Here is a 12,925-nt window from a genome sequence, read left to right as displayed (position 1 = left end):
TTGATTCAATTGGTACCCTTCTCCGTTTAGAAAGGACTTGTTTTACATGAAGGCAAAAAAATTATCACTTCTTTCATCGATCCTGATTGCCCTTGCTGCCGTCCTAGTTGTCCTATCATTATACTTTCCTTGGTGGCAGATGATTTTCTTTGCTCCTCAGTATCCTGAAGGGTTAAATATCATTGTATATCCCAATAAGCTTGAGGGCGAAATTGATATCGTTAACGGGTTGAATCACTATATTGGAATGGAAAATTTTAGCGAAGAGAATTTCCCAGAATTAGCGTATCTATCATACTTAGTGATTGGTTTAGCAGTCATTACTCTTTTGACAGCCATTCTGCGAAAAAAATCAGTCCTATATGGATTAATTGGTTTATTTATCATTGGCGGCAGTCTTGGTGCTTGGGACCTATCACGTGCGCTTCGCAAATTTGGCACCAACCTAAGCCCAACCGCACCGATAAAAATCGACCCATTTGTTCCGCCGCTTTTAGGGCATAATACAGTTGCAAACTTTGTCACTGAAAGTATCCTTGGATACGGTTCGTATTTCCTGATTGCAGCCTTTATTTTATTACTGATTCCGTTATGGAAGGATCGAACAAGATGAAAAAACTACTGCTTTTTCTATTCATTTTCTCTATTACTATTCTAGTATTTCCCGAGAAAAGTAGTGCTGCCGAAAACTTGCAGGCCATGATCGACAGCTTGGAAGAAGGAGCAGTATTACAACTTGAAAATAAAACGTATGAGGGCAATATTGTCATCAATAAATCAATGACCTTAGTTGGCACTATTAACACGGTGATAAAAGGAGATGGAACTGGAAACGTCATCTCTATTAAAGCTCCTAATGTAACGATTAGGAACCTTAAGGTCACAAATAGCAGTATGGACCGAAACTCTGCTGAGGAATATGCAGGGATCAAGATTCATACCAACGGAAATGTCATCGAAAACATAAAAATTACCGATTCGTTTCACGGGATCTATTTAAGTCAAGCACACGAAAATAAAATCTCCAATGTTGAGATCAAAGGCATGGGTAAAGGGGAAATTGCCGCACAGGGTAATGGGATCCATATCTATTACTCCAATCAAAATCTTTTAACACATAACACCATCGAAGGTACGCGCGATGGCATGTTTTTCGACTATGGTAACAAGAATGAAAGCTATCAAAATAATATTAGTAACACCAGGTACGGTCTGCACTACATGTATTCTGATGAAAATCTTTTTAAGAAAAATACCTTTACGATGAATACGGGCGGCGCTGCGGTCATGAATTCCAACCATCTCGTATTGGAAGATAATCATTTTATCGTAAACTATGGAAACCAATCATTTGGATTACTGCTGCTGCAAGCTAATGATAATCAGATAAAAAATAATACGTTTTACATGAACCAAAGAGGAATGTATATTGACCAAGCTACAAGAAACAGTTTTGAAGGCAATAAAATCTCTCAAAATCAAATTGGGATTGAGCTTTGGGCCAGTTCTAATGAACAAATTTTTTCAAAAAACTTAATTACCGAAAATACTATTCCCGCTGTTACCATTGGTGGAAGTGGTGAAAACAATTTCTGGAGCTATAATGGCAAAGGAAATAACTGGGGAAGCTCTTTCCCGCTCACCGATTTAAACCAAGATGACATTGGGGACTTTCCTATAACCTATCGATCATCGTTATATCAATTACTTGAAGATCAAGAACTATCCTATTTATTTTTAAAAAGTCCGGTACTGCCAATCTATGAAAAAATGAATGCGGTATTGATGGACGAAAAGGTTATGTTTCATGACCCGCACCCACTGGCTGCCGCCAAAGGCAATAACCATCTCATTCTAATAGCCGCTGTAGGGCTGGCCGCGGTGTTGATTCTACTAAAAGGGAGACATTTACTATGCATTACATTTGGAAGGAATGGAAGGAAAACATAAGAGGAAAAGGTTTATGGCTCGCTTTAAGTATCATCGTTCTGATTTCAGTCAGTATCCTGTTTCGTTCCACGTCCCTTTCATTTGATAAAGGCTTTTATGTTCTCTTAATCAATTTGTTTGATACGATTATCTATTTTATCCCGATCCTATGCTTGTTTATCGGTGCATTCTCAATCTTTCAAGAAAAGGAACAAAAGACGTTAATCATGCTGCTGACAAAAAAAGATAATTATACAAGCTTCTTATTGCGAAAAAGCTTTGGTCTCTACACGGTTGTACTTGTTCCCATCTTAGTCTGGTTCTTTCTCTATTTACTATTATTAAAGTTTAATTTCCAACTTGATATAAAGGCTTATTTCATCTTTATATTGGCGATTGTAGCGATGTCGCTTGTATTCCTGCAAATGGGCGCTGCCATCGGAAGCTTTAGCCGCTCCAGAATGCAGATCATCGGATATACGATTTTTGTCTGGTTTTACTTTTTCTTCTTACACGATTTTCTCTTACTCTCACTGCTGCCAGACGTTACCTATGAAAATGTAAAAGTATTTTCTGCCGGCTATTTTTTAAATCCATTACAGTCTGTAAGAATGTTCCTCGAAACAGGCATGGGTGTTTATTCTTTTGGTCATATGTCAAGGCTACTCCAAGCCTTTATGTGGACGAAGCCAGTATTCTTTTTACTCGGAAATCTGGTATTTTGGATCATTACTTCTATCGCAGCAGGTATTATTTTTCACCGTAAGGAGGGCTTTGAATGATTACGGTATCGGGTCTAAATCAATCCTTCGGGAAAAAAATAATCCTGGAGAATATCAATATTGAGATTCATAAAAATGAAATTTGCGCACTTGTGGGACGTAATGGTGCAGGAAAGTCGACTTTTATCAACAGTCTTCTCGGGCTTCTTCCTGTGAAGCAGGGTTCAATATCCATTAACGGTTTTCAAGTCACGAAGAAAAATCATGACTGGAAAAAGGCGATTGCCTACTTGCCCGAAAAGTTTCAGCTCTATCCAATGCTGACGGGGATGGAGAATATTACCTTCTTTGCTGAAGCAGTTTCTAAGGCAGTTGATCAGGAACGCATTGAAAATGTCCTTAAATCGGTAAGTTTGTGGGATGACCGTGATGTACAGGTGAAAAAATATTCAAAAGGAATGCTGCAGCGCCTTGGATTAGCCATCACTCTTTATAAGGATTCTAGTATTCTGATTCTTGATGAGCCTATAAGCGGGATTGACCCAATGGGACGTATGGAAATTTTAGAAGTGTTAAAGTCGCTTCATGATAAAACCATCCTGCTATCCTCCCATCATCTTGATGAAATCAGACAGGTTTGTACGCATGTAGCGTTCTTAAATAATGGAAAAATGGAGAAATATACGGTGGAGGAATTCTTACAAACACATAATCTTGGAGGGATAGAATCATGAAAAAAGCGATGAGGCTGACCGCACTGCTATTATTTGCTTTACTTGCAGGCTGCAGTGCCGACCCTGAGTACAATATTGAAATCACAAAGCCAATCTACCAACAGCCAGATAAAGAAATGCCTTTTGAAATTCAAGTAAAGGAAAAGGATGAGCGCGCAACTGGGCTGGACGTTTCAGCAGAATTCTCTATGACCAATATGGACCACGGGATGACAAAAGTCGAACTAACAGAAGGGGAAGATGGTATTTATTCTGGAAAGGTTGAACTCCCGATGCCAGGTAAATATGAAATACTGTTTATCTTAGAAAAGGATGGAGAAAAGATTGAAAAGGTAATTAGTTATGAAGTGGAAAAACCAGAGGGTATTGCTTCAATTAACGGAGAATGGATTACCGATGAAGATGTAGACTTCTATAAGTTTATTAATAATCTTCAACTTGCCATCAATCGTGAAACAGACCAGAAGCGATACACAGGGGAGCAATTGAAGGAAGCATTAGCATACTGGGAGTCACAAGAAAAGCTGGTTGAAGATCAAAATCAATTATTAACACAAATCATCCGCCTCCGCTCAATGGCAATGCTTGCAGAAGAAAAAGGCCACACGGCAACCGACGCGGAAATCGAAACAGAGATCAATAAGGTCCGCGCCCAATACGACCAGTTCGAATCTGCTAAAGCCATGATCAACGAATACGGCGAAGAGAAATTTTGGGAAACCGAAAAAAACCAATACCAACTCATCGTTCTCTCCCAAAAAGTACAAAAAGACATGATCGAAAAAGTAAAAAAAGAAAACCCAGAAATGAGCCAACAAGAAATCAACTTTCAAGCCCAAAAACAATACGAAGAACTCCTAGTATCACAGGTTAACTCTTTAAAAATGGAAATCCTATAATACATTAACTACCATCGCCAACACCAAATATACAAAAACTGCTGCATAAACAGCGATTTTTGTATATTTGGTGCCTGTCACCATTAATTCTTTAGTCTTCGGGTGTGTTGATGATTTTTAGGGTTTTGAAGCCGAGGTTGATTTTGTAGTTTAGGTTCCAGTTTGCGCCTTGGATTTCGATTTCGTTTTCTTGGAGGGTAAATCTGAGCATGACGTCATTGTCTTCGTCGATGATGACGTAGGAGTTTTTGTTCGTAAAGATTTGATACGTTGGATGGGCAATCAGTGTCCATCCATATTGTAATTTATTGCTTTTTGTCGTCATAATCACACCAGCCTTTACCCTTTTACTTCAGATTCGTCAGCAGCACTCGGTACAATTTGTCATCCTTTTCATCAGGGTTCCCTCTACCGTCTGTATTGTTACTGACAAAATAAAGGTATTCACCCTCCACATGCACATCCCGGATCCTGCCTAATCCTGTAATTACTGCACTTGTCGTATTCTTTTCTATGTCAAATTCTCGGATTGCATTTCCTCGTAATGTAGCTGCATATAACCGATCGTCGTAAGCGGCCATTCCTGATGGTGCCCACGTTTCATCGCCAGACTGAAACAAAGGCGTCTCCATTCCAGCTTTCTTTTCATTTCCTTGGATTACCGGCCAGCCATAATTTGCTCCTGGCTTTATTACATTGACTTCATCGTGTGCAGATTGACCATGCTCACTCGCATATAACGTACCACCCAGCCACACCAGCCCCTGAGGATTACGATGCCCATAGCTGTAAACATAGGAATTTCCAAAGGGATTATCTCCTGGAATACTTCCATCTAAATTCATTCTTAGAATCTTCCCATTTAAGGACGTTTTATCCTGAGAGAGTTCCGGAGTAGTGGCATCACCAGTGGTAATGTACAGTTTGCCATCATTACCAATCTTTAAACGGCCTCCATGGTGGTAAGCGGCACTTGGAATCCTATCAAGAAGAATCCTTTCTTCCATCCATCGATTCCCTTCAAGCTGTAATACAACCACCCTGTTAAACTGTCCCTGCCCATTCCCATACGTATAATAGGCAAATGCTTTTTGATTCACAGGAAACCCCGGATCAAGCACAAAGCCAAGCAGCCCTGCTTCCGCCACTTTTGCGAGCGGTTTTTCCAACTCCACTTGCTGCCGTTCCATTTTTCCATTATCTATTTTCACGATACTTCCTGTTCGTTCACTCACATAAAAAGTCTCATTGACCTTATTAATCGACCATGGCACACGCAGTGTATCAGCAACTACTTCAATCTCTGGCTGCAGGACGATTGCTTCGTCCTCTTCGTGGTCCTTCGGCTGCAGATTTTCTTTTTCAAAAAGGGAACAACCTGATATCAATAGAATCATTGATAATAAAATGGAACACACTTTGACCATCCATCTCTTCCTTTCCTATAAAACTTCCAGTATTGCCTGTGCCACTCCATGTTCATCATTTGTAGCAGTAATCACATCACATAGCGTTTTTATTTCATAATCGGCATTCCCCATCGCAACCGCTCTGCCGACTCTTTCCAGCATGGAGATATCATTAAAACTATCACCCATTGCCATTGTTTCAGTGATGTCGATTCCTTTGGATTTCACGAACGTTTCTAAAGCAATTCCTTTTTGAGCATTGCGATGAGTGATTTCCAGATTGTTATGACCTGAACTGGACACTGCCAACTCTGTTAATTCTTCTAGTGCGTTTTCTGCAGCTTCACGCCTGTCTGAATCTAGTGCAAATCCAAAAAGCTTGTAAATTTGGTGTGTTTCATCATTAAATAAAACATCATAACTTTCAACCTGATGGACTAAACCATGACGAGTGCGTTCTTCTGCTCGTTTAACCACATCTTCTGGTTTCACATCAGGATTGGCACTGACTACAATATCAACGATAATTGCCACGGCTTTATTAGGATCTAAGGAGTATGTACCTTTGTTTGTATAGACTTCGAAATAGATATCCATTTCCATTAGCTTTTCCGCAGCTTTTTTGGCTACGTTCTTTTCAATCGGTGTAGCAGATAAAATCCCCCCTTCTTTTGAGCGAACTTCTGCGCCGTTCACACAAATAGCAGGGCACTGTAACTCTGCTTCATCCAGGACAAACCGCACCTCTTGATAAGACCTCCCAGTTGCTATAACTACTTGAATTCCCTGAGACTGGGCTTTTAAAATCGCTTCTTTATTTTCCTGACTCACTTGCTGGTACGAATTTAATAAGGTACCGTCCATATCTGATGCTATACACTTAATCATGCTGTTCACCTATTTCTATTTTTTGTTACTGCCATCTTATCAGATATCCACCTGCATTTTCACCAATTTGCTCATGAAACATACTTACTACCTTCTCTTACACTTAATGGAGCAAGCTTGTTTCCTTCAATAAATACCTTAACCGATACAGGGTTTGTTTTCGAGTATTCTCTTAACGCCCAGCCAATCGCTTTCTGAATGAAGAATTCTTTACTATCCGCATTCTTACCGATGTAATCATATAAAAGGTCTTCATTTGTTTGCTGTTTATATTTTAATTGAAAAAGAATCGCACTTCTCCGCAGCCAAAGGTTATCATCGACCGCCCAACCATCTATATTCTCTTCGATTATTTCAGGATACTTCCGAGCAAGCTCTCCGACTAGAGGGGCAATCGAATCTACACTATCCCACCAAGATTTGGTCGTAATTAACCTTTCAAGAAATGAAATCACATCTTTTGGCAGTTTCTTAATAAATTTCCCTATATATGTAATAGCTGTATAGTGATATTCTCTTTCATCCTTTTCCCAAAGACCAGTCACGAAATCACTGTTAAATGGAACTTTAAAGATCTCTGTCTCTTTAAAAAATTGCTTTTCAAGCTCTTTACGGAGCGGCGACTTAATTCCTAAAAAAGGAAAGTGATCCTTCATATACTTTTCCATTGGACCAGCATTTTCATCATTCCGATTCTCTTCAAACAAGGCGGTTAGTTTTTCTATTGCTTTCGTCAAAATCCTCCACTCCTAAAAAGTCACTATAGTTCTATTTTAGCTCTCCTAGTAATTCTATAAACACTTTCTATCCCCTCTTTGAAAACGCATAAAGTATGTCCTTAATGCCAAACTAAACTGAACCGATAGAGAAAAGGAGGAGATTACCTATGACAAAAAAAGTTAATAAGGGCAGTAAAAATCAAAATTCACCTCAAGCTGGACATGCTGAAGCTGAATTCGCGACTGAGTTTGTCAGCGGAGATAACAGCAAGGGTAATAAACGAAATAAAAGTCAGCAAAGCAAAACCAATCCTCATGAATAGAAGAGAGTCGGCTTACCATGTAGGGAAGCCGACTCTCTTTGGGTCTATTGAGGGGTAGAAATGGCTGCAGGAGAGGTATGTATGTCTTTATTACCATCATTATTGAATTGATTCTGTAACTCTATATTGGCTCTTTCAGTTTCTGATTTTGATTGTATAGGCTCCTGTACCTCCCCATCTTCCAACTGTTTATTGATTTCAATATTGGCTTCTACAATGTTTTTTGCTGAATTCGGGTCATTTTTCACGATAAGTAGCTCCTCCGACAGAAAAATTATTGGACATTACAGTTATCCTCCCCAACCCAGCACATAAGTATCACGTAAAAAACTGCCCCTATTCAGGACAGTTCTTATACATGCTTTTTTCTCTTTTTGATTACTGAGGACTTACAATTGTGTCGTATTCCAATTGTCTGATTTCCTCTGAAATCCTTGCCTGTATATGGTCGACAACCGTAAAATCCATCGCTGGAACATAGATCGCTTCGAGTTGATCGTGAAGTTCTTTCGCTCTCGCTAAATAAGAGATAGCTTCCTGCATTTTATTCTTATAGCTTTCGGCGATTGGTTTAATTTTATCTTCATAGATTTCATCCGTTCCAGGAGTAATCAAAAGCTCATACATATCAATGATTTCATCGCCGGCCCGGCTCGGGAAATACTCGTGTGGAGCTGTACTGTCAAAAATAGCTATACCAAGCTCTCTATAGATCACCATATCCAAACTGTTAGGGTCAAATCCACAGTGATAAACCTCTGTATCAATGCCTCTTGCTTCTGCAGCTGCCGCAAGCTTTTTCAGCATCGTTGATTTCCCGGAACCGGGACGACCTTTAATAAAATAGCGTTTTTCAATATCCTCCGTTAAATTCGGAACAAAATCAACCGCTCCTTTTGGCGTTGCAGCCCCTAAGAACCGATGGCGAATATCTGCCTGTTTATTTATCTTCAGATTTCCAAAAAAAGACTGAATTAACTTGTTGGTCAGCTGATCTGCTTTTTCAAAATCCATGTTTTCAATATAAATTTTTTCCCAGTCATCATGGATATCTAAAGCCTGTTTAAAGGTCGAATAAGCTAAATTAAAGGACGCACTGATTTGTTTAGTTAAACGTTGAATGTTTGTTTTCTCTCCAGCAAGCGCCTTCGCGTCCCATGCTTCCCCTAGATTAATATACTGTTCCACAGCACCTGGAGCTTTGGGTTCAATTACATGCGGAGCGGTTCCATCCACGATTCCCACCTTTAAGGCACGTATGATTACTCCATCAATAGAACTATTATCTGACGAGCAATGCAAGAACTCAATATCATACCCTTTTTCGAGCCACTCATTACCGATGTTCTTCATTAAAGAGGATTTCCCTGTTCCAGGTCCACCTTTAAGAATGTAGAGCCGTTCTAGCCCTTGGAGGTTTGAATCATAAAGGTTATGAAATCCCCTAGCTGTATTGCCGCCTGCATAATAATTTTTTATCTTTCCTGCCACTTCTGAACACTCCCTTTTACGTGACATAGCAAAGTTTCATATGTCTAGCCGCAACGCCTAGGAAAAAAGCGGTTCATTTTTTCCCTTATCAAGGCGCTTCCGCTTTTCATTTCAACATATCTTATGCAATATCCGTTTATAGGTGAATGCCTATTAATTATTTTCTGACATCAACTGTTTCAGCCTTTGTCAGATTTATTAACAATTTTGGATCGATTACGATTTGGACGCCTATTTTCCCCGCACTGACCACCATATAGTCAAGCTCTAAACAGCTTTCATCGATAAATGTTTTATAATCCTTTTTCATCCCAATGGGCGAGCAGCCACCGCGAATATATCCGGTCCATTTCAGAATATCCTTAACAGGAATCATTTCCACATTTTTTTCTCCTGCTGCCTTTGCTGCCTTTTTTAAATCTAATTCAGCTTCCACAGGTATCACATATACATACATACTCTTACTTGCTCCTTGAGAGACTAGCGTTTTATATACTTGACGAGCGTCTCTTCCTATCTTCGCTGCAACAGAAACACCATCTATTTTTCCATCCTGATTATCGTATGTAAGCACCTCATAGGCGATCTTCTTTGCATCTAGAATCCGAATAGCGTTTGTTTTCACCTTAGTCAATTTTTCTCATCCTTTGTTTTTTACAATGATTATAACAACTTTCACAAGCAAAAATAAAAAAAGTAATGAATCCCTCGATTCATTACCTAGTTTATAAATCTATGAGCATCTAAATGATCGAATTCTTCTTAAATCAGTTCCATAATATACCCAGCGGTATCCTCTCCAGCGATATCCGGCAATTGAATCTCTTCCTACATATGTTGGATAATACCAGAAACTGCTGCCATTGCTGAGCCAAACATAGGTATAGCGGTAAAGGCAGCCTCTGATTGCTCCAGGATCGACAGCGTATAAAGAGGGTGATTCTTGTGGCGTGTACGAAGGTGGTGGTGAGGATGGCGCCCCTCCCTGTTGTTGTCCTCCGCCAAACGGTGGGAACCCTTGTTGCCCTCCTCCAAATGGCGGGAATCCTTGCTGTCCTCCACCAAAGGGAGGGGGCTGGAATCCAGGCTGCTGCCCGCCACCAAAACGAGCTGGCTCTTGGTTTGGTTCTAATACAGGATACATTCCGTACTGATTGGGATAACCATAATAATTCAAGACATATTCCTCCTTTATATGTTTTCCCTTTAATGTATGATATAAAGTGTATTTGGGTTAAAGGAGGAAAATTTTCATTTACTGAAACCAAGCTTGATAATAGCGTGTAATGGCAACCGCATAATCAGCTCGGGTGACCTTTTTAGCTGGATTAAAACTCGCCTCGACCTTTGGGACTAAATCGTACGGTCCCTGAGTCACCGAAAAACTGGCATTTAGAATATTTAAATCAAGGGCTAATTGAACATAACCCTTAAGGTCTGCGGGAACGGAAGCACTATCTTTTACAGGAATTCGCTCATCTTTATATTGTACGGTTATATCCCCAGTGAAATCCTTTGCCTGTTTTTCTAAACCAAGGGCTTGAACAAGTGAATACGAAAGCCCCGCACGGTCGACCTCACCACTTGGATTAAAATTTCCTGAAGCATCCAGCTGCATGACGCCGCCCTGCGTTTGGACCCCATCCCGGATTGCTGCTCCTTTCGCAACTGCCGCTTTTGCAAAAGGTACATCTCCCGTCGAAACATCCTTCACGTTAACCGAATGACTTTGACGGATACCTGTTCCCATCACTAAGTAACGGGCTAATTCACTGCGTGTTAGATACTGCTTTGGTTTAAAGCTTCCATCAGCATAGCCGTCGATAAGTCTTTCACTTACTGCCATTTGAATCGCTGAGGCTGCTGGATTTCCAGAGATATCTTTTAACCCAGAAAAGCTACCTGCCTTTGAGAGGGCAAGGGTTCCATTTACCGTTTCAGGGAGACCAATTCCAATAGGATTAGCTGCATCTCCATGAAGCCCATCAATTTTTACCTGCCACTCACCCGAAACAGGTGAAGTGACAGATACCGTACGGTCAGGATAAAGAGGAAACAATAGGCTTACACCAGAACTATAGATGGTTCCATTTGGATCAACTAATGTTAAATTTAGTGGATTCCCTGTCTGCCCCAATAAACCAAAGGCGTCGATTCTTGCACTAATTTGTGACACACCCTCTGGAACATTAAATGTATAAGAGTTTGAAGACAGCACCAGCGGGTTATAGTCCACCTGGAAATCTGTTCGTTCAACTGTTACATTTGCATTGCTATTAAAGGTCTGATAAGCATTTACCGTTTCTCCAAATGATTTATCAAACATAACCTTCTCAAGAGCAGCATATGCGTTCACATAGCCTGTTCCCACTTCCCATGACTCATACCCAGGCATATTGGTTGCAGAATCTTGTAATACCTTCTTAATTTCGTCTGGAGAAAGGGTCGGGTCTGCTTCTAGTAAAAGTGCCACAATTCCAGCTACATGCGGCGTTGCCATGGAAGTTCCACTCATGGATGTATAAAATGGAAGATAGGCTGGCTCGATCAGTTCAGCATCCGATGTGATGGCTAAGCTTGAGACTGGAGCAAGAACACGCGTTGAGATAATATCCACTCCTGGAGCGGTAACGCTAGGCTCATCCTTCCATGTCCACGTTTTACCATCCATTTCAAACGTACCGCCCACTCCTTTTGTACCCCGGGATGAAAAATCAGCTAAAGAACCATCTTTTTCACCCGCAGCTACAGAGATTACCCATGGGGCTTTTGCATATGGATTATGAGTGTTTTCGCCCGGTCCTTCATTTCCGGCTGCAAACAGCACTGTAATACCACGATCATAAGCCACCTTACTTGCTATATTAATCGGATCATTTGGATCAAAATCACCTGAGGAACCCCATGAATTTGTGATGACACGAATATTGTATTGAGATTGGTGTGTGATGGCATAATCAAACCCGCCAATCCCGTCGAGAACAAAGAGGGCTGCTCCGGAACCATAACCGATTAAGTCAGCACCAGGGGCCACCCCTTCATATTTACCGCCTGAGGCTGCACCTGTTCCACCAACTGTACCTGCTACATGTGTACCATGTCCTGAGTTCGTATCGCTATTTGGTACATTTTCTACATAAGTAATCGGAAGCAGTTCGGGTGCTAATGCATTTAAGTTTGTGCTCCCCATCACGTTTTGAACAAGGTGAGTGCCAAACTGAAGATCTTGATGCGTCCCGTCCACCCCGCTATCGTTGACGACTACGCCAATTCCCTTTCCCGTTAGCGGCAGTCCGCCATTTGCTTTTTGCATTGCTGCATCCGATCTAGCTTTATCTACTCCTGTTAGATTATTTGCGTCAAAGTTTGAATACGTTAACCTTTTATTTAAATAGATTGATTTAATACCCGGCGTTGCTGCGAGCTTATTAATTTGCTCCTTTGTGGCTAAAACACCGGAAATCGGCAATGACTTCATCGTAATCCCGGTTGAAATCCCTAATTTTTTTAATAGATTAAGATGATCCGAAGTTGGTGCACCCTGCCCCTCAAATGTTACGATCACTTGAAGTGGTTCAACGGCCGTTTCTAATGACTTTACTAGGCTGCTATCCATTACAGCAGAAACGATACTTGTATTGGCTTTCGGCATTCCAGGAACCATCAGCATAAATAACAAAGCTGTCGTTAAGAAAATCGACACAAATTTTTTCAAATTCCATACCCCTTTCGTCTTTATAACCCTATTTTCTTACTTTTCAATAGGATATACTATTCCGCAAAGGACGTATTTCAGGAAGGTAGAAGTACT

At 40.6% G+C, this 12,925-nt stretch carries 15 protein-coding genes; 6 read left to right on the top strand and 9 right to left on the bottom strand.

The window, feature by feature from the left end; genetic code table 11:
- The first annotated feature begins 46 nt into the window (after window positions 1–46).
- From QFZ31_RS21255 to QFZ31_RS21235, 5 genes are read left to right on the top strand one after another with little or no spacing between them, the layout of a single operon-like run.
- On the top strand, window positions 47–613 hold the full coding sequence (locus QFZ31_RS21255) for a hypothetical protein (protein ID WP_307306615.1): 567 nt from the start codon (window positions 47–49) through the stop codon (window positions 611–613).
- Window positions 610–1,950: a nitrous oxide reductase family maturation protein NosD gene (gene nosD / locus QFZ31_RS21250; RefSeq protein WP_307306613.1), complete on the top strand. Its 1,341-nt coding sequence runs from the start codon at window positions 610–612 to the stop codon at window positions 1,948–1,950. The genes QFZ31_RS21255 and nosD overlap by 4 nt, the downstream gene beginning before the upstream one ends.
- On the top strand, window positions 1,914–2,711 hold the full coding sequence (locus tag QFZ31_RS21245; protein ID WP_307306610.1) for an ABC transporter permease: 798 nt from the start codon (window positions 1,914–1,916) through the stop codon (window positions 2,709–2,711). Before nosD ends, QFZ31_RS21245 begins: the two co-directional genes overlap by 37 nt.
- The gene (locus QFZ31_RS21240) at window positions 2,708–3,385 is read left to right on the top strand and encodes an ABC transporter ATP-binding protein (protein ID WP_307306607.1); all 678 of its coding nucleotides are present in this window, start codon (window positions 2,708–2,710) and stop codon (window positions 3,383–3,385) included. Before QFZ31_RS21245 ends, QFZ31_RS21240 begins: the two co-directional genes overlap by 4 nt.
- The gene (locus QFZ31_RS21235) at window positions 3,382–4,284 is read left to right on the top strand and encodes a FixH family protein (RefSeq protein WP_307306604.1); all 903 of its coding nucleotides are present in this window, start codon (window positions 3,382–3,384) and stop codon (window positions 4,282–4,284) included. Before QFZ31_RS21240 ends, QFZ31_RS21235 begins: the two co-directional genes overlap by 4 nt.
- 91 nt (window positions 4,285–4,375) lie before the next feature.
- On the opposite strand, the gene QFZ31_RS21230 is transcribed toward QFZ31_RS21235, so the two are convergent.
- The 4 genes from QFZ31_RS21230 to QFZ31_RS21215 form a co-directional block, all read right to left on the bottom strand.
- Window positions 4,376–4,609 (bottom strand): hypothetical protein, encoded by a 234-nt coding sequence (locus QFZ31_RS21230; protein WP_179598825.1) that lies wholly within the window; start codon window positions 4,607–4,609, stop codon window positions 4,376–4,378.
- 22 nt (window positions 4,610–4,631) lie between these two features.
- Complete coding sequence (locus tag QFZ31_RS21225) at window positions 4,632–5,711, bottom strand: PQQ-dependent sugar dehydrogenase (RefSeq protein WP_307306599.1); 1,080 nt, start codon at window positions 5,709–5,711, stop codon at window positions 4,632–4,634.
- A gap of 15 nt (window positions 5,712–5,726) precedes the next feature.
- Entirely contained in the window at window positions 5,727–6,581 is an 855-nt protein-coding gene (locus tag QFZ31_RS21220) for an HAD family hydrolase (protein ID WP_307306596.1), read from the bottom strand.
- A gap of 71 nt (window positions 6,582–6,652) precedes the next feature.
- Window positions 6,653–7,321: a DNA alkylation repair protein gene (locus tag QFZ31_RS21215; RefSeq protein WP_307311715.1), complete on the bottom strand. Its 669-nt coding sequence runs from the start codon at window positions 7,319–7,321 to the stop codon at window positions 6,653–6,655.
- 146 nt (window positions 7,322–7,467) lie between these two features.
- Here QFZ31_RS21215 and QFZ31_RS21210 point away from each other — a divergent pair, with 146 nt between their 5' ends.
- Window positions 7,468–7,623 (top strand): hypothetical protein, encoded by a 156-nt coding sequence (locus tag QFZ31_RS21210; RefSeq protein ID WP_307306593.1) that lies wholly within the window; start codon window positions 7,468–7,470, stop codon window positions 7,621–7,623.
- A gap of 44 nt (window positions 7,624–7,667) precedes the next feature.
- On the opposite strand, the gene QFZ31_RS21205 is transcribed toward QFZ31_RS21210, so the two are convergent.
- From QFZ31_RS21205 to QFZ31_RS21185, 5 genes are all read right to left on the bottom strand, one after another.
- The gene (locus tag QFZ31_RS21205) at window positions 7,668–7,871 is read right to left on the bottom strand and encodes a hypothetical protein (RefSeq protein WP_307306591.1); all 204 of its coding nucleotides are present in this window, start codon (window positions 7,869–7,871) and stop codon (window positions 7,668–7,670) included.
- A gap of 130 nt (window positions 7,872–8,001) precedes the next feature.
- Window positions 8,002–9,114: a PRK06851 family protein gene (locus QFZ31_RS21200; protein WP_307306590.1), complete on the bottom strand. Its 1,113-nt coding sequence runs from the start codon at window positions 9,112–9,114 to the stop codon at window positions 8,002–8,004.
- A gap of 157 nt (window positions 9,115–9,271) precedes the next feature.
- Window positions 9,272–9,748, bottom strand: a complete 477-nt coding sequence (gene ybaK, locus QFZ31_RS21195) for a Cys-tRNA(Pro) deacylase (RefSeq protein WP_307306589.1) — start codon at window positions 9,746–9,748, stop codon at window positions 9,272–9,274.
- A gap of 99 nt (window positions 9,749–9,847) precedes the next feature.
- Window positions 9,848–10,291, bottom strand: coding sequence for a hypothetical protein (locus tag QFZ31_RS21190; protein ID WP_373459873.1), 444 nt, complete (start codon window positions 10,289–10,291; stop codon window positions 9,848–9,850).
- 78 nt (window positions 10,292–10,369) lie between these two features.
- Entirely contained in the window at window positions 10,370–12,829 is a 2,460-nt protein-coding gene (locus tag QFZ31_RS21185) for a S8 family serine peptidase (RefSeq protein ID WP_307306588.1), read from the bottom strand.
- Window positions 12,830–12,925 lie beyond the last annotated feature (96 nt).

The organism is Neobacillus niacini, assembly GCF_030817595.1.
GTDB lineage: Bacteria > Bacillota > Bacilli > Bacillales > Cytobacillaceae > Neobacillus > Neobacillus niacini_G.
Note: the sequence above shows the minus strand (reverse complement) of the source record. Positions and strands in the feature narration are given on the sequence as shown.

Excerpts from the sequence above, each read along its gene's own strand:
- QFZ31_RS21255 (WP_307306615.1), top strand. The coding sequence starts at position 47 with ATGAAGGCAAAAAAATTATCACTTCTTTCATCGATCCTGATTGCCCTT.
- nosD (WP_307306613.1), top strand. The coding sequence starts at position 610 with ATGAAAAAACTACTGCTTTTTCTATTCATTTTCTCTATTACTATTCTA.
- QFZ31_RS21245 (WP_307306610.1), top strand. The coding sequence starts at position 1,914 with ATGCATTACATTTGGAAGGAATGGAAGGAAAACATAAGAGGAAAAGGT.
- QFZ31_RS21240 (WP_307306607.1), top strand. The coding sequence starts at position 2,708 with ATGATTACGGTATCGGGTCTAAATCAATCCTTCGGGAAAAAAATAATC.
- QFZ31_RS21235 (WP_307306604.1), top strand. The coding sequence starts at position 3,382 with ATGAAAAAAGCGATGAGGCTGACCGCACTGCTATTATTTGCTTTACTT.
- QFZ31_RS21230 (WP_179598825.1), bottom strand. The coding sequence starts at position 4,609 with ATGACGACAAAAAGCAATAAATTACAATATGGATGGACACTGATTGCC.
- QFZ31_RS21225 (WP_307306599.1), bottom strand. The coding sequence starts at position 5,711 with ATGGTCAAAGTGTGTTCCATTTTATTATCAATGATTCTATTGATATCA.
- QFZ31_RS21220 (WP_307306596.1), bottom strand. The coding sequence starts at position 6,581 with ATGATTAAGTGTATAGCATCAGATATGGACGGTACCTTATTAAATTCG.
- QFZ31_RS21210 (WP_307306593.1), top strand. The coding sequence starts at position 7,468 with ATGACAAAAAAAGTTAATAAGGGCAGTAAAAATCAAAATTCACCTCAA.